The organism is Horticoccus luteus (genome assembly GCF_019464535.1).
GTDB lineage: Bacteria > Verrucomicrobiota > Verrucomicrobiia > Opitutales > Opitutaceae > Horticoccus > Horticoccus luteus.
In genome coordinates this window covers 3,555,993-3,571,800 of record NZ_CP080507.1, presented here as the reverse complement: position 1 = coordinate 3,571,800, position 15,808 = coordinate 3,555,993, and the positions used below count along the sequence as shown (strand labels likewise).

General features: G+C 65.4%; 16 protein-coding genes. 12 read left to right on the top strand and 4 right to left on the bottom strand.

Annotated elements, in window-relative coordinates; all coding sequences use genetic code 11:
• The first annotated feature begins 76 nt into the window (after nucleotides 1-76).
• From K0B96_RS14510 to K0B96_RS14495, 4 genes are all read left to right on the top strand, one after another.
• Nucleotides 77-4,366, top strand: coding sequence for a DUF3418 domain-containing protein (locus tag K0B96_RS14510; RefSeq protein ID WP_220161601.1), 4,290 nt, complete (start codon nucleotides 77-79; stop codon nucleotides 4,364-4,366).
• A 156-nt stretch (nucleotides 4,367-4,522) separates the two neighbouring features.
• Nucleotides 4,523-5,359, top strand: a complete 837-nt coding sequence (locus tag K0B96_RS14505; RefSeq protein WP_220161600.1) for a prohibitin family protein — start codon at nucleotides 4,523-4,525, stop codon at nucleotides 5,357-5,359.
• Nucleotides 5,356-6,243, top strand: a complete 888-nt coding sequence (locus K0B96_RS14500; protein ID WP_220161599.1) for a prohibitin family protein — start codon at nucleotides 5,356-5,358, stop codon at nucleotides 6,241-6,243. Before K0B96_RS14505 ends, K0B96_RS14500 begins: the two co-directional genes overlap by 4 nt.
• Nucleotides 6,240-6,437, top strand: a complete 198-nt coding sequence (locus K0B96_RS14495; RefSeq protein WP_220161598.1) for a hypothetical protein — start codon at nucleotides 6,240-6,242, stop codon at nucleotides 6,435-6,437. The genes K0B96_RS14500 and K0B96_RS14495 overlap by 4 nt, the downstream gene beginning before the upstream one ends.
• 172 nt (nucleotides 6,438-6,609) lie before the next feature.
• On the opposite strand, the gene K0B96_RS14490 is transcribed toward K0B96_RS14495, so the two are convergent.
• From K0B96_RS14490 to K0B96_RS14480, 3 genes are all read right to left on the bottom strand, one after another.
• Nucleotides 6,610-7,041, bottom strand: a complete 432-nt coding sequence (locus K0B96_RS14490; RefSeq protein WP_220161597.1) for a TPM domain-containing protein — start codon at nucleotides 7,039-7,041, stop codon at nucleotides 6,610-6,612.
• Between the two features lies 1 nt (nucleotide 7,042).
• A complete protein-coding gene (locus K0B96_RS14485; RefSeq protein ID WP_255558710.1) occupies nucleotides 7,043-7,846 on the bottom strand; it encodes a TPM domain-containing protein in 804 nt (267 codons plus the stop codon).
• A 101-nt stretch (nucleotides 7,847-7,947) separates the two neighbouring features.
• On the bottom strand, nucleotides 7,948-8,571 hold the full coding sequence (locus tag K0B96_RS14480; protein WP_220161596.1) for a LemA family protein: 624 nt from the start codon (nucleotides 8,569-8,571) through the stop codon (nucleotides 7,948-7,950).
• Nucleotides 8,572-8,707: 136 nt separating this feature from the next.
• Between K0B96_RS14480 and K0B96_RS14475 the strand changes: the two genes are divergently transcribed.
• Nucleotides 8,708-9,151: a CBS domain-containing protein gene (locus tag K0B96_RS14475; RefSeq protein ID WP_220161595.1), complete on the top strand. Its 444-nt coding sequence runs from the start codon at nucleotides 8,708-8,710 to the stop codon at nucleotides 9,149-9,151.
• A gap of 72 nt (nucleotides 9,152-9,223) precedes the next feature.
• A complete protein-coding gene (locus tag K0B96_RS14470; protein WP_220161594.1) occupies nucleotides 9,224-9,979 on the top strand; it encodes a dienelactone hydrolase family protein in 756 nt (251 codons plus the stop codon).
• An 82-nt stretch (nucleotides 9,980-10,061) separates the two neighbouring features.
• Here K0B96_RS14470 and K0B96_RS14465 read toward each other — a convergent pair whose 3' ends face one another.
• Complete coding sequence (locus K0B96_RS14465) at nucleotides 10,062-10,847, bottom strand: ABC transporter ATP-binding protein (RefSeq protein ID WP_220161593.1); 786 nt, start codon at nucleotides 10,845-10,847, stop codon at nucleotides 10,062-10,064.
• Between the two features lie 141 nt (nucleotides 10,848-10,988).
• Here K0B96_RS14465 and K0B96_RS14460 point away from each other — a divergent pair, with 141 nt between their 5' ends.
• From K0B96_RS14460 to K0B96_RS14435, 6 genes are all read left to right on the top strand, one after another.
• Nucleotides 10,989-11,366, top strand: a complete 378-nt coding sequence (locus tag K0B96_RS14460) for a hypothetical protein (RefSeq protein ID WP_220161592.1) — start codon at nucleotides 10,989-10,991, stop codon at nucleotides 11,364-11,366.
• Between the two features lie 124 nt (nucleotides 11,367-11,490).
• Nucleotides 11,491-12,951, top strand: a complete 1,461-nt coding sequence (locus tag K0B96_RS14455; protein WP_220161591.1) for an endonuclease/exonuclease/phosphatase family protein — start codon at nucleotides 11,491-11,493, stop codon at nucleotides 12,949-12,951.
• An 8-nt stretch (nucleotides 12,952-12,959) separates the two neighbouring features.
• Nucleotides 12,960-13,316 (top strand): Spx/MgsR family RNA polymerase-binding regulatory protein, encoded by a 357-nt coding sequence (locus K0B96_RS14450; protein WP_255558708.1) that lies wholly within the window; start codon nucleotides 12,960-12,962, stop codon nucleotides 13,314-13,316.
• A gap of 33 nt (nucleotides 13,317-13,349) precedes the next feature.
• Nucleotides 13,350-13,607 carry a hypothetical protein gene (locus K0B96_RS14445; RefSeq protein ID WP_220161589.1) on the top strand — a complete coding sequence of 86 codons (258 nt, stop codon included), beginning with the start codon at nucleotides 13,350-13,352 and terminating at the stop codon, nucleotides 13,605-13,607.
• 141 nt (nucleotides 13,608-13,748) lie between these two features.
• Nucleotides 13,749-14,687, top strand: coding sequence for a DUF4097 family beta strand repeat-containing protein (locus tag K0B96_RS14440; protein WP_220161588.1), 939 nt, complete (start codon nucleotides 13,749-13,751; stop codon nucleotides 14,685-14,687).
• Nucleotides 14,688-14,742: 55 nt separating this feature from the next.
• Complete coding sequence (locus K0B96_RS14435) at nucleotides 14,743-15,750, top strand: DUF4097 family beta strand repeat-containing protein (protein WP_220161587.1); 1,008 nt, start codon at nucleotides 14,743-14,745, stop codon at nucleotides 15,748-15,750.
• The last annotated feature ends 58 nt before the right edge of the window (nucleotides 15,751-15,808 follow it).

Below are 15,808 nucleotides of genomic sequence, written 5' to 3'. Positions count from 1 at the left end.
AACCTGTTTGCATGCCACGCTCGCTTGCGTTCGCAAGCTGCACTTCGCTTCTTGACGCTGACCAATCCCGAGCTGCGTGCCGCCGAATCCTCCAACGTCTTTTCCGTTCCGCCTCGATTTTCCGCCCGAGCTGCCCATCAGCGCGCGGGCGGAGGAAATTGTGGCCACGTTGCAGGAACAGCAGGTGTTGATTCTCGCGGGGGAAACGGGTTCGGGCAAAACCACGCAGATTCCGAAACTGTGTCTCGCCGCGGGCCGCGGCACGCAGGGGCGGATCGCCTGCACGCAGCCGCGGCGGGTGGCGGCGCTCTCGGTGTCGAAGCGGGTGGCGGAGGAGCTTAACGTGGCGTGGGGCCGCGAGGTGGGCTGCAAGATCCGCTTTGCCGACCAGACGTCGCGCGAGACGGTGATCAAGTTTCTCACCGACGGCATGCTGCTCGCGGAAGTGCAGGGCGATCCGTTGCTGCGCGCCTACGACACGATCATCATCGACGAGGCGCACGAGCGTTCGCTCAACATCGATTTTCTGCTGGGGCATTTGCGCACGCTGCGTTTCAAGCGGCCGGAGCTGAAGATCATCATCACGTCGGCGACGATCGACACGCAGATGTTCAGCGAGGCGTTTGACGGGGCGCCGGTGATCGAGGTGTCGGGGCGGACGTATCCCGTGGAGGTGATTTACGCGCCGCTCGACGCGTTGGGCGGGGATTTTTCGGAGGAGCAGCCGGGAGCGGAGGATGCGGGCGCGCGCGCGGCCCACCGGGCGGAGGCGTTGCATTACATCGACGGCGCGGTGGAGGCGGTGCGGCGGATCGTCGACGACAGCACGGCGGGCGATGTGTTGGTGTTCATGCCGAGCGAGCGCGATATTCGCGAAACCTGCGAGGCGCTCGACGGAGCGCTGGGACGCGGGTGCGAGCTCGTGCCGCTTTTCGGGCGACTGACGAACGCGGAGCAACAGCGAGTGTTCGCACCGGTGCCGAAGCGAAAGATCATCGTCGCGACGAACATCGCGGAGACCTCGCTGACGATTCCGGGCATCCGGTTCGTGGTGGACACGGGGCTGGCGCGCCTGAGCCGGTATTCCCCGCAGGCGCGCACGCGGCGGCTGCCGATCGAGCCCGTGGCGCAATCGAGCGCGGATCAACGCAAGGGCCGCGCGGGCCGCGTGGCAGAAGGCGTGTGCGTGCGGCTCTACTCGGAGGCGGATTTTTTGGAACGCCCGCGCTTTACGCAGCCGGAAATTCAGCGCGCGAATCTGGCGGACGTGATTCTGCGGCTGAAGGCGTTTGGCCTCGGCGACATCGAGCGGTTTCCGTTCATCAATCCGCCGGCGACGAAGGCGATCCGCTCCGGTTACGCGTTACTCGAGGAGCTGGGCGCGCTGGCGGAGGAGGGCGCAGCCGCGGCGGACGGCGGAGACGCACGGGCGCGCGACGCGAGGAAGGCGGGCGCGGAGGATCCGCCGCACGGAAGGCTTCTGACGGGTGAAGGCACCCGCCCTACATCTAGCTCGGCGAGTGGAAATGGCGGAGGGAGCGGCACGCGGGAACTGACGGCGATCGGGCGGGAGCTGGCGCGGTTGCCGGTGGATCCGACGGTCGGTCGCATGATTTTGCAGGCGCGCACGGAGAAGTGTCTGCGCGAAGTGCTGGTGATCGCGGCGGGCCTTTCGATTCAGGATCCGCGGGAACGTCCGCTGGAGAAGCAGGCGGCGGCCGACGCGGCGCACCGGCGGTTCCGGCACGGCGATTCGGATTTTCTCACGTTGCTCAACATCTGGGAGGCGTATCACGGCGAGTTCGAGACGATGGCGCAGAGCAAACTGCGGCGGTTTTGCCGGGAGCATTTTCTCAGTTACACGCGGATGCGCGAGTGGCGGGACGTGCATGCGCAATTGGCGGATGTGCTGCGCGAGCGTGCGAATTTGCGGATGAGTTCGGTGGCCGATGGCATGCCGGTGGCGCCCGCGGGCGAGGGCGGCAAGGAGACGAAAGCCACACGGCTTCCGCTGAGAGGTGCAGACCGCGAGCGGGGAAAGGATCCGCTGGCGTGGGGGACGCCGGCGTATCGCGCGATCCACCGCAGCGTGCTCGCGGGGTTGCTCGGCAACATCGCGTATTACGACGAGGACAACCGGATCTACAAGGCGACGCACGACCGGCGGGTGACGTTGTTTCCCGGCTCGGTGCTGGCGAACCGTGGCGACACGAAGAAGGCGCCCGGGGGCGGCGAGGCGAAGGCGAAGCGGGCGGCGAAACCGCCGGCGTGGATCATGGCGGCGGAGGTCGTGGAGACATCGCGGTTGTTTGCGCGCACGTGTGCGCGGCTCGACCCGGCGTGGGTGCTGGAGCTGGCGTCGCACCTGATCAAGCAGTCGCACAGCGAACCGTTTTGGAACGAGGAGAAGGGGCGCGTGATGGTGAAACAGCGTTCGCGGCTCTACGGGCTCGAGCTTGATGTGCGCGCGGTGAGTTTCGGGCGGATCGACCCGGTGCGGGCGACGGAGATTTTCATTCGCGAAGGTTTGGTGAACGACACGATCACGTGGCCGCTGGATTTCATCGCGCACAACCGGGCGTTGCGCGAGCAAGTCGAGACGAGTCTCACGCGCACACGCGACAGCAGTTTTTTGAATCTCGACGAGGCGTTTTATCGGTTTTACGCGGAGCGATTGCGGGGGGACGCGGTGGAGCGGGAGCAGTGGGGTGAGGGCACCCCGCCTACAGTTCGGGCGGCGCAACAAGGGGTCAGCAGCGTGGCTGAGCTGGTGGATTTGGTGCGGCGGCGGCAGGCGACGGAGCCGCGGTTTTTGATGATGGAGCTCGCCGATCTGCGCGATCCGGAGACGTTGCAACACGATGCGGCGGAGTTTCCGGCGGTGCTGCCGTTGACGAATCAAGTGCTGCCGCTGGCCTACACCTACAAGCCGGGGCAGCCCGACGATGGCGTGACGCTCGACGTCCATGCGCGCGATGCGGCGGCACTCACGCCCGCGGCCCTCGACTGGGCGGTGCCGGGACATCTGGCGGCGAAGGTGGAGCATTACTTGGGCGTGCTGCCGAAGGACGTGCGTCGCGTGTTGATTCCGTTTGCGGATACGGTGCGCAGCGTGTCGGAGCAGGTGGCGCAACGCGATCGGTTGACAGATCGGCGGGAGACGTTGCCCGAGGCACTCGCGGCTGTGCTGGCGGAGCGTTTTAACGTGCGCGTGGCGCCGGATTTTTGGAGCGACAAACCGCCGCCCGAGCATTTGCGCGTGCGGTTGCGGGTGCATGACGACACGGGGCGCGAACTGGCGAGCAGCCGCGAACTGGCGGAGGTGCGCGCGGCTTTGAAACAGCCCGCACCCGCGGCGGGCGCGAACGCGGCCCAGCAGGAGCCGGAGGTGTGGCGGCGCGCGCGGGCGCGCTGGGAGAAGCCGGCGCAGGCGACGTGGGCCTTTGGCGCGGTGCCGGACCGCGTGCAGATCGGCGACCAGGCGGGCGTGGCGATTTATGCGTTTCCGGGTTTGCGCGCGGAGGCGGACGGCGTGGCGCTGCGGCTGTTTCGCGCGGCGGAAGAGGCGGAGCGGGAGACGCGCCGTGGCGTGTCGCGATTGCTGGAGGACGCGTTGAGTCGCGACCTCGGCTGGCTGGAACGAGATTTGCGGCGGTTGCGGGAGTTGGGTGCGCTGGTGGCGTCGATCGCGCCGGCGGAGGCGTTGCAGGCGGATGCGTTTCTGGCGCTGCGGCGGTGGTTGATCGAGCGGACGCCGCCGCGGCTGACGGAGGAAGGGTTTGCGGCGACGTTGCGGCAGGCGAGGGCGGATTTGCAGGGGGGGGTTCCGCGCCTGGTGGCGTTGCTGCGGGAGATCCTGACATTGCGGCAGGCGCTGCTGGTGCATCCGCAGCCTTACGCGGGACTCGCGGCGGAACTGGAGCAACTGGTGCCGGCGGACTTTCTGCGGCACACGGAGTTTCCGCGGCTGGAAAATTTCCCGCGCTATTTGAAAGGCATGACGCTGCGCGCGGAGCGCTGGCGGAAAAATCCGGCGAAGGATGCGGAGCGGGCGAAGGAGCTGGCGCCGCTCGTGGCAGCGGTGGCGAAGCGGAGTCGTGAAGATCCGGTGCGGTGGCTCGTGGAGGAGTTGCGCGTGAGTTTGTTTGCGCAGGAACTGGGCACGGCGGAGCCGGTGTCGGTGGTGAAAGTGCAGCGGGCGTTGCAGGAGAGCGGAGTGGCGCCGGGTGGGAAAGCCGTGAATGCAGGCGCGGCGAAGACGAGCAAGGGAACGCCGCCGCCGGTGCCGCGCGTCGTGCCAGTTGATGCGGGGAAGAAGGCGCCGTTGAAGAGTCTCGACGCGCTGCAACGATTGTTTCCGCGCTGAATCGAGCGAAGCGGCGGGCAAAATCGCGCGCACGGTTCCGTGCGGGGCGTCGGTTTTCAGCGTCGTGTGACAGGGTCGGGCCGACGATGGGTCGCACGGCGCAGATTGGCTTGTATTGCCGCGCGCAGACGTGAGTCTCGGCGATTCTTTCCAGCTATGAAGCCCAAGACAGTTCTCGGCCTGATCGTCGGCGCGATCCTGATTTTCATCGTGATCATCGCGGCTTCGTCGGCGACGTATGTCGTCGAGCCCGGCCACCGCGGCGTGGAGGTGACGCTGGGGAAAGTGTCGCCAAACTTTAAACCCGAAGGCTTCGGCATGAAACTGCCCTTCGTCACGCACATCGCGCCGCAGCTCATCCGGCAGCAGACGGCAAAGATGGAGGCGGACTGCTACTCTTCAGATTTGCAGCAGGTGAAGATCGCCGTGCGCGTGTTGTTTCGCGTGCCGCAGGCGTCGGTGGTGACGATTTTTCGCGATTATGCGGGTGACGCTTTTGATTCGTTGATCAAACCGCGCGTCGCCGAGGCGCTCAACGAAATCACGGCGCGGCGCACGGCGGAGTTGATCGTGCAGAAGCGGGAAGAGGTCAAAAGCCAGGCTTTGGCGAGCGCGCGGCAGAAATTGGGCGACGTGCTCGTGATTGAGGATCTCGTGCTGGAGGACATCAACCTGACGCGGGCGCTCGAAAACGCGATCGAGGCGAAAATGGTGCAGGAGCAGGAGGCGGCCCGCGCGCGTTTTGCCCAGCAGCAGGCGCAAGTGGAAGCGAGCACGGCCGTGATCAAGGCGAAGGGCGAAGCGGAATCGATCGTGCTGCGCGGAAAGGCGCTGCGCGAAAACCCGAGCGTCCTCGAACTGCAAGTGATCGAGCGTTGGGACGGCGTGACGCCGCTGGTGGTCGGGCCCGGCGCGACCGGAGCCAACATGATGCTGCCGCTGGGCGATTTCACGACCGGAGCCGCAGCGATGGCGAAGGAGGAGAGCAAATGAGCCGCGCAGAATTTAATGGATCGCAGGATGGCGGTTTCGAGCCGCGCACGATCAAGCGATTGATCGGCGGCGCGATCCTGGTGTTTGTCGCGGTCGTGCTGGCGGCGTCGACCACGTATGTCGTGCAGCCGGGTTATCGCGGCGTGGAGGTGACGCTGGGCACCGTCTCGCCGGGGTTCAAGCCGGAGGGGTTTGGGTTCAAGCAACCGTTCGTCACGCAGGTCATTCCGATTTCAATCCGGCAGCAGACGCGGCCGATGCCGGCGGAGTGCTATTCGTCGGATTTGCAGCAGGTGACGATGGAAGTGCATGTGCTTTACCGCGTGCCGGAAGCCTCGGTGGTGAAAATTTTCCAGGACTACTCGGGCGAGCCGTTTGACACGTTGATTGCGCCGCGGGTGCAGGAGGCGTTGAAGGAGGTGGCGGCGACGCAGAGCGCGGAGCAGATCGTGAAGAATCGCGAGGCGATCAAGACCCGCGCGCTGGAGCTCACGCGCAAAAAGATCGGCCCGGGTTTCCTCGTGGTGGCGGATCTCGTGATCTACAATCTCGCGCTGTCGCCGGAGCTCGGCGCGGCGATCGAGATGAAGATGGTGCAGGAGCAGGAGGCGGAGAAGGCGAAGTTTCTCCAGCTCAAGGCGCAGATCGAGGCGGAGACGGCGATCATTCGCGCCAAGGGAGAGGCCGAGGCGATTTCGGTGCGGGGCACGGCATTGAAAGCCACGCCGGACTTCATCAAGCTGCAGATCGTGCAGAATTGGAACGGCCATTCGCCGCTCGTGGTGGGCGGAAGCGGAGCGGACATGCTGCTGTCGCTCGAAGATCTCCGCCGGCACAGCGCTCCCGCGGGGCGCACGAACGTGCCGCCGGCAAAGCCGCGATGACCCGGCGCAATCGAGCCATCGTGCAGTTTGTCGTGCTCGTGGCGGCAATCGGGCTGCTGCTCTTTTTGTTTCCGGCGGCGTTTGCATTTGTGGAAATGGCGGGGCGCGAACTCCGGTATCTGTGGTGGCTGATTTTGTTGGTGGCGCTGTCGGCGTGGCTCATTTGGGGCGCGGGCCGGAAGCCGAAAAAATAGCTGCGAGGCCGCGCGAGACGCGCAGTTGCATGGAGGAGAGCTTGGCGCGTTTTACGGGTGGGCGAACGCCGCCACGCGGGCGGCCGCGGCCCACGCGGGCGGCGCGGGCACGGGAACAAAACTGCCGCGAGGGCAGCGCGGATCGGTCAATCGAAGCCTGCGCGGCGCCGGGTCAGTCTTCTTCGATCTCGTCGGGCAGTTCGTTCTGGTCGTCGGACTGGCGGGGAAATTCGTGGGCGAGAAGGGCCCCGGCGCGCGCGATGCCATGCTCCAGACCGCCGGTGAAATCGCCGCGGCGGAAGTGGTCGGTCATCGCGGCTGCGACGTCGCTCCAGAACGAATCGCCGCAGCGGGCGTGGATGTTGGTATCGCCAATCACGGCGAAGGCGCGGGAGCGGGGCGCGACGAAGAAGAGCACGCCGTTGCGTTCGCGGGTCTGCGTCATGGCCAGGCGTTCGAAATGGCGCTGGGCGTCGGCGACGGCGTCGGCGGTGGGCCGGCGGGCGACGAGCACGCGGACCTCGCCGGAGGTGCGTTTCTCAGCCGCGCGGATGGCGGCGACGATGCGCGGATGATCGACGGAAAAGGAAGCGGGCGTAGTCATGTTACCAACTTCCTCCCGCGCCGCCGCCGCCGAAGCTGCCGCCGCCACCCGAGAAACTGCCGCCGCCACCGCCGCCTGACCAACCACCGCCGCCGCTACTGCCGCCGCCGCCCCAAGGGCCGGGGCCCATCCAGAACGTGCGCCGACCGCGGCGGCCGTAAAAATCGCTGCGGCGCGAGCGTTGGCGGGCGAAGACGGAGAAGATTACGATGACCAGAAAAATGCCGAAGAGGGCGCCAGGGGGCAGGCCGCGGGAGTGGCTTGGCGCGGTGCGGCCGGTGCCTTTGTATTCGCCGCGCGTGGCGGCTTCGATCGCGGTGATGCCCGCGCGCAGGCCGGCTTCGAAATGGCCGGCGCGGAATTGCGGGGTGATTTCGTTCTCAATGATGCGTTTCGCGGTGGCGTCGGGGAGCGCGCCTTCGAGGCCGTAGCCGACGGTGAGATAGATTTTGTGCTCCTGCATGAAGCAGAAGAGCACGGCGCCGTTTTTGCGGTCTTTGCGGCCGACGCCCCAGGCTTGGGCCACGCGGACAGCGTAATCATCCACCGATGAATCGCTCTGCATCGTCGGGAAAATCGCGACGACCAGTTGCGTGGAGGTGTCGCGCTCGAACTGCGTGAGCTGCGCGTCGAGCGAGCGGGCGGCGTCGGCGGAGACGAGGCCGGCGTAGTCGTTAAAGTGATCACGCGGGGCGGGCGGGATGACTTCTGCCGCGCGGACGAAAAAGGGGATCACCAGCAATGCGAGCCACGCGAGCGCCAGGCCGCAGCGTGCGCGGCGCGGGGCGCTGCATGGGTGGGGCAAGCGAATCACGTTCCGGGTGGTGTCCAGACTTTCGCGCCGACCGCCGCGAGAGGAGCAGGCGGAGAGCGGGCGGCGCCCACGTTGCGCGCGGCGAAGCGCGTTCACGGCTTTGGGCTGAAGTCGAAGTTAACCTTGGGCGGGGTGTCGGCACCGGCGGTCGCGCTGAAATACGGGCGAGGCGAGTGGCCGAACATGCCGGCGAGGAGCGCGGCGGGAAAGCGGCGGATGGCGGTGTTGTAGGCCTGGACGGCTTCGTTGAAGCGGCCGCGTTCGACGGCGATGCGGTTTTCGGTGCCTTCGAGTTGCGCCTGCAAATCGCGAAACGCGGTGGTGGCTTTGAGGTCGGGATAATTTTCGGACACGGCGAGCAGGCGCGAGAGGGCGCCGCCGAGGCGGGCTTGCGCATCGGCGAACGCCTGGAGTTGCGCGGGATCGGTGGGGGCGGTGCCGGTGGGGAGCTGGATTTTGCCGACGGAGGCGCGGGCCTGGGTGACCTCGTTCATCGTGGTGCGCTCGAAATTGGCGGCGCCGGCGACGGTGTTGACGAGGTTGGGGACGAGATCGGCGCGGCGCTGGTAGACGTTTTGCACCTGGGCCCATTGGGCGTCGGTCGCTTGCTGGAGGGTGACGAGACGGTTGTAAGTGCCGCCGGCCCAGAGAGCGAGCAAGAGCACGATGAGCGCGATGCCGCCGAACACGACGAGAAGGGTTTTGCCTGCAGTCATGCGCCAGCACAAAACACGGATGAGGAAGCGGTGCAAGCCATGCGCGGCGGGGGGAGAAAAAAGCGGGAGAATTCCGGCGATATGGGGTTGCGGGATGGAGGCGTCGGCGCACTATGAAATCTACCCCGTTACCCCTATGAATACTCCCTTGTCCATTTTGTTGGAGCGGAAGGGCGCCGCTCTCTATACCGTCGATTCGTCAGCAACCGTGGCGGAGGCCGTGGAGGAGATGAACCGGCAGCACATCGGTTCCGTCGTGGTGACGCACGGGGAAAAGATGGCGGGCATTTTTACGGAGCGGGATGTGTTGCGCCGCATCGTCGGCGGCGGGCTCGATCCGCAGCGCACGCCGGTGGCGGACGTGATGACAAAGGACCTCATCACCGTGTCGCCGGCAACGACGGTGGAGGAAGCGATGGTGATCTTTGCGGACAAACGTTGCCGCCATTTGCCGGTGGTCGAAGGCGGTCGGTGTCGCGGGTTGATTTCGATCGGAGATATTTCGCGCTGGGTGTCGGAGGTGCATCAGGCGGAGGCAGAACACCTGAAGGGTTATATCGCCGGCGGCATGGTGACGTGAGGAGCGCGCGCAGCGTTGCGCAGATCCGGCGCGAAAAGTTGCCGGGGAATTTTATTCGCGTTGAGTGAAGGAATGAACGCAGCCGAAAAGATCGTCACGCGAAACGTCGCTTACGAACATGGCGGGGTGAAGCTTAACGGCTACCTCGCTTACGGTGACGGGGGCGGAGGAGCGTTGCGGCCGGGCGTGCTGGTCGCGCCGGAGTGGTGGGGTTTGTTGGATTATCCGAAGCAGCGCGCGGAGCATCTCGCCCGCCTCGGTTATGTGGCTTTCGCGATCGAGATGTATGGCGGCGAGAAGACGACGCGCGATCCGAAGCAGGCGCGCGCGTGGGCGAGCGAGTTTTATGGCAAGCCGCTGATGGCCGAGCGCGCGCGGGCGGGGCTGGACCAGTTGTTGGCGGTGAAAGGCGTGGCGCCGGAAAAAGTAGCGGCGATCGGTTATTGTTTTGGCGGCAGCGTGGTGCAATCGCTGGCCTTCAGTGGAGCGCCGCTGGCAGGTGTGGTGAGTTTCCACGGCGGGCTGATTCCGCCGTCGGCGGAGGCGGCGGCGCGAACCAAAGCGAAGCTGCTGATCTGCCATGGCGGGCTGGACTATTTCGAAACGCCGGAGGAAGTGGCGGCGTTCAAACGCGCGCTGGACGAGGGCAAACTCGATTACCAGTTGAACATCTATTCCGGAGCGGTGCATGCCTTCACGAATCCGGACGCGGACAAGCTGGCGCGCGAGGCGGGCATCGAAGGCATCGCTTACAACGAGACGGCGGACCGGCGCTCGTGGATGGCGATGAAGGTGTTTTTCGAGGAGATCTTTTCCGCGCCGAAATGAGAAAACGAAATCGGGACGAAACGCGCCGGCGAGCAGCACAGGTGAGCGCTGGGGCGCGGCGGCAGATTTTGGCCGCGAGCCGCTAAACCGGGCGCACCTCGAGGCGCAGGCCGGCGGCGGAGCGGCGGAGGTGGCAGGGGGCCTCGAACACGGCGGAGAGATTCGCGGAGGTAAGGAGGCGGGCGCGTTCGCCGGCGGCGAGGACGGTGCCACGACGCAGCAGCAGCAAATGGGAAAACGCCGGGGTGATTTCTTCGACGTGGTGGGTCACGAGGACAAGCGACGGAGCGCCGCGGAGCGTGCTGAGTTGTTGCACGAAGGCGAGGAAGTGGGCGCGCGCGACGGGATCGAGGCCGGCGCACGGTTCGTCGAGAATCAGGAGGCGAGGGCGGGCCATGAGGGCGCGCGCAATCAGGACGCGTTGACGTTCGCCTTGGGAGAGGTGGACCCATGGGCGCTGCGCGAGATGGGCGATGCCCGCGCGGCGCAATTGGCGCAGGGCGGCGGCGCGATCGGCGGAAGTGACGCGGTGCCAGAGGTCGAGTTGGGCATATTTGCCGCTGATAACGGTATCGAGGGCGACTTCCGCGAGCGGGATGGCGGCGGAGAAGACGTTCATCACCACGCCGACGTGGAGTCGGAGTTCGCGCCAGTCGCTCTGCCCGAAGCGATGGCCGAGGACCTCAATGCGGCCGGCGGTGGGGACGAGGTAGCCAGTCAGCGTTTTGAGCAGGGAGGTTTTCCCTGAGCCGTTGGCCCCCAGAATGACCCAGTGCTGGCCACGGGCGATGCGCCAGCTGACATCGTGCAGAATGGTGGTGCGACCTCGTTCCACTCGCAGGTCAGCAACATCGAGAATTGCGGTCATACGGCGGTCAGAGTGCGGGGCACGAGCAGCAGTCGTCAACGCGCGCTTCGGTCATCGGGGCGAACCGGATCAACGGAGACCGGGCCGGAGGGGCGGGGTCGAAAAGGAGCGTCCAGTAAACCTCCAAGAAAAAGGAATACCATGTCTACCCTCAAAAATTTGATACGCGGAGGCGCCATTGCCGCCGTGGTTTCCACCTGCGCCTGGGCGCAAGACGCCTCGCCCGCCGTTTCTCCCACCGCAGCCTCAACGATGCCGGCCGTGCCGGGTCCGCGCCAAAATAAACCGTATCTGCCGAAGGCGACATTCGGCACCGGTGCGACGGTCAGCAAACTCAACGCCGCTCCGGGCCAGCTCGACCCGGGGCTCACGGCCGAATCCATCGGCCAATGGCAACGCCGGGCTCGCGAGCAAGCGGACACGGCGGCGATGCAACGTCGGGAGCGCGCGCGGGGCCAGACCACGACGGCGATGAACTCGTCGCCGGACCGCACCGCGCTGCGCCGCGGCGACCGTTAAGCGGCACGCCACACCGGGCGACGCAAGCGAGTGAAACGGGTTCCGCCCCGGACTTGCCTCCGGGGCCGCAACGGACCAGTGAGAAGGCCGCATGCGCCTTTTCACTGGTCTGTTTTTTTGTGCCGTGCTCGTCGCCTCGGCGGCGGCGCGGCCTTTCATGGTAGTGGTTTACAACGTCGAGAATCTTTTCGATGTGGACGGCAAAGCGGGGTTCGAGGACTACCAGCCGGCCAAATATTCGAAGGCGCACGCGCTCACGAAGCTCCATAACATTGCGACCATTCTGACGAAGTTCGAAGGCGGACGCGGGCCGGACATTATTTTCTTCGATGAGATCGAGGCGGATCAAACGCCGTCCGCGAAGCCGTTGGATTACGAAGCGATCTTGCGGCAGTATCAGAACGTGACGATCGATGAGATGATCGGTCCGCGGTTCTCGCCGGAGATCGAGGATCTGCCGGCCGAGGCGCTGCTGGCCAAGGCGATGGCGGATCGCGGCCTGACCGGTTACCACGTGGTGCCGGCGGCGAACATCAAGTCAGCCGACAGCACGCATCCGCTGGCGCAAAAGTGCGTGATTTTCACGCGCTTCCCGGTGAAGGCGGTGCATTCGCATGCGACGCTCGATGCGCGGGCCATTTTGGAGGTGGAAGTGGATGTCGATGGCGCGCCGCTCTACCTGTTTAACAATCACTGGAAGTCGGGCGCGGGCGACCCGTTGACGGAGGTCTCGCGTCGCGCGAACGCGAAGACCTTGCGCACGCGCATTGATGAGATTCTGAAGGATGACCCGAACGCGGACATCATCATCGGAGGCGATTTCAATTCGCAATATAACCAGAAGCAGCGTTACCCGAAGATGAAGACGACAGGGATCAACGACATCCTCGGGTCGCAGGGCAACGAGCTGGCGGTGCGCGGCACGCAGCGCGATCTCTACAATCTTTGGTTTGAGTTGCCGGTGGCCGAACGCGGGAGCGACACGTATCGCGGGGAATGGGGAACGCTGATGCAGATCATCATCTCGCGCGGGCTCTACGATTACCGCGGAGTGCAATATGTGGATAATTCGTTCGGGGTGGCGAAGTTTCCGGGGCTTAATGCGGATGACAAAGGGTTGCCGGTGCGGTGGTCGTTCGACGGGCCGGCGGGCAGCGGGTTCTCGGATCACTTTCCGGTTTACGCGAAATTTCTCACGGTGAGCGACAATCGCACGGATCATTACCTGCCGTTGCGCAATGCGTCGGCGGAGTCGGGCAACGCGAAGGCGAACAAGATCGATTACGGGCGGGTGGACTTGGAGAAGGTGGCGATCCAGCCGGAGCAGTTGCCGGCGGGCGCGTTGGTGCGCACGGATGCGTATAAGGGAAAAATTTTTCACGTCGTGGGCACGACAGGGCGCACGAAGCGGCTCGCGGTGGAATTTCGCGGCGACACCTACGATGTGTGGAGTTTCGATACGCAGGTGCGCGCGAAGATGCGGGCGCAATTCAAGGCGGGCGAACCGATGAAGTTCTACGGCGAACTCGGCCAATACCGCGGGCGGTGGCAGTTCATCGTGCAGGATGCGAGCTGGGTGAAGTGAGGCGCGCGATGCTCACGATCTATACTTACGCGAATTGCGAGACGTGCCGTCGGGCCGCGAAGTGGCTGCGCGCCCATGACGTGGCCTTCGTGGAGCGGCCGATTCGCGAGACGCCGCCGAGCGAAACGGAATTGCGCCGCATGCTGAAAGCGCTGGGCGGAGAGCGGCGGCGGTTGTTGAACACGTCGGGGCGCGATTACCGCGAGCAGAAGCTGGGCGAAAAACTGCCGGCGTTGAGCGAGGCGGCGTTAGTCGCTTTGCTCGCGGGCAACGGCAATTTGGTGAAGCGCCCGTTCGTGCTCGGCGACGGGGTGGCGCTGACAGGTTTCGATGAAGCGGCGTGGGCGAGTGCGTTTCTAGGATGACAACGTCGCGGTTTGCGGCGAGGGTGAGGCGAAATGACTGAGCAAGAGACAACGTTGGGGCGCACGGTGGCATGGCTGGGCGCGCACGCTGGGTTTCCCGCGACGCGGCTGCCTGCGCGGGCGGAGCTGTTGGTGTGCCTCGCGGCCTTGGCCGAGGCGGAGGCGGCGCCGGGCGGACCGAAAGGGTCGCAAATCGTGCGGCACCAGCCGGGGCAGGTCGCGGCGTTGCGCACGCATGCGCTGCGGCGTTCGCAGGTTCACTTCAAGTGCGATAATAGCGCCAAAGTGTGAGGCGGCGAGGCGAGCGAGGAAGACGGGAGGACGTTTTTGCGGGGTGACGACACTCCGCCCACATCGAGGGATTCGGGGACGGGCGACGCCCGGTGAAAGAACCTGTAACTTTCGCGCGGGTCAGGGGTTTTACACACACCCATGAAAACGACCGTATTCCTGTTTGCTGGCTTGGTGGCTCTCGTCCCTGCGTTGCAGGCGAAGATCGAACGCTCGGTGGAGAAGACGTTTAACGTGAAACCCGGCGGGACCTTGAATGTGAAAACGCAGGGCGGCGATATCAGCGTGGAAACAGGTTTGATCGATCGGGTGGAAGTGAAGGCGCGCGAGGTGATCCGCGCTTCCAGCGACGCGGAGGCGGACAAGATTCTGGCCGATCTGGATTTGAAGATCGAGCAGTCGGGCAACGATGTGAGCGCGGAGGCGAAATACGCCAAGAGCAGCGGCTGGTTTTCCAGCGGCCCGCAGCTCGTGCAGGTGTCGTTCACGATCAAAGTGCCCGCGCGCTACAACGTCGATTTGCACACTTCGGGGGGCGACATCGGCGTCGAGGACCTGATTGGAACGGTGTCGGCGCAGACATCGGGCGGCAGCGTGAATGTGGGCAAGATCACCGGCGAGGTGACGGCCACCACTTCGGGCGGCAACATCGGGCTCGCGAGCGCCACGGGTTCAACGAAGCTCCGCACGTCGGGCGGGAACATCAAGGTTGACCATATCGGCGGCGACGCGGATTTGGAAACCTCAGGGGGCGACATCAAGGTGCACGAAGTGACGGGCGTCTTGCAGGCCTCCACCAGCGGCGGAGATGTGTCGGCGGCGCTGACGGGGCCGTTGAAAGGCGACTGCTCATTGCGCACATCGGGGGGCGATGTGCGGGTGAGCGTGAAGCCAGGGGTGGCGTTTAACTTGGATGCGGCGACCAGCGGCGGAAAGGTCGAGGCGGGCGGGCTGACGATCGAGCTCGCGAGCGGTGGGAGCGGTCGGAGTCAGCTCAAGGGCAAGGTGAATGGCGGCGGCAAGGAGCTGAAATTGCGCACGTCGGGCGGCGATGTGCGCGTGACCACGAGCGGGTCGTAAAACGTTGCTGGCTTGCGTCGTCGCGCGTGACCGGCTTGGAACTGCCGGCATGCGCGTGGCTTGCTCGAAATGGTGGTGGGTGTTGGCGTTGTGTTGTGCGACGCCGGCGTGGGCGTTGTTTGAACGCTCCGAAGAACGCGTTTTGACGACCGGCGCGGAGGTGCAACTGCATTTGGATCTCACGCGCGCGATCGTCTCGGTCGAGCCGGTGGCGGACGCGAAGGACGTGCATCTGACGATCCACCGGGCGTTCGCGACGACGGAGGAAAAGGAAGTCGCGGAGATGGAGCGGCGGAATCACGTGGAGTTCACCAACGACCACGGCGTGGTGACGCTGCGCTCGCGTTACGACGGCGAGAAAGGGATGTATCCGACGTGGCTCGATTGGCCGCCGGTGGAAGTCTCCTTGGTTTTGCAGGTGCCAGTGCAATGCTCTGTCACGTTGGTGGGAGAACACGTGGATGTGACGATCGGCGCCGTGCGCGGCAATGTGTCGTTGAAAGTGGATGCCGGCGAACTCGTGCTGCAGCAGATCGATGGCGCGGTGACCGCGCTCACGAAGAGCGGCTCGATCACGCTCGCATCGTGCGCGGGATCAGCGGTGTTGAAGGCGAAAACCGGTTCGGTGTTCGCGGGGCCGATCGCCGGCGACGTAACGGTGCTGGCGGGCGGCGGCGATGCCGACGTGCAGGCCGTATCGGGCAACACGGAAGTGAAGGCGGTCACCGGTAACGTGAAGGTGGCGCTGGCGGGAAATTTTGCCGGGAAGGCGAAACTCACGACCGACGGCGGCAACGTGGTGGCGATTTTCGATCCGGCCGCGAGTTGCCGGGTGGAGGCGGGGACTTTTTGGGGGCGCGTGGACAACAAGGCCAAGGGCCTCGTGGTGCAGGGGAAGGCCCGCCGTGGGCGGGTCGTGGGCGCGCTGAATGCGGGAAAATGGCCGGTGGAGATTTACGCGGGCGGGGGCGATGTGGTGCTCAAAACGCAGCCCGTCGCGTGGAAGGATGCGTTATCACCGGCGTTTGCCAACGAGGCGGGCGAGCCGGTCGCGGGGAAGTAACGGGCGTCGCGGCGGCACTGGAGAAGGTGGCGAGCGGAGCGACATCGCGCTGGTGTTG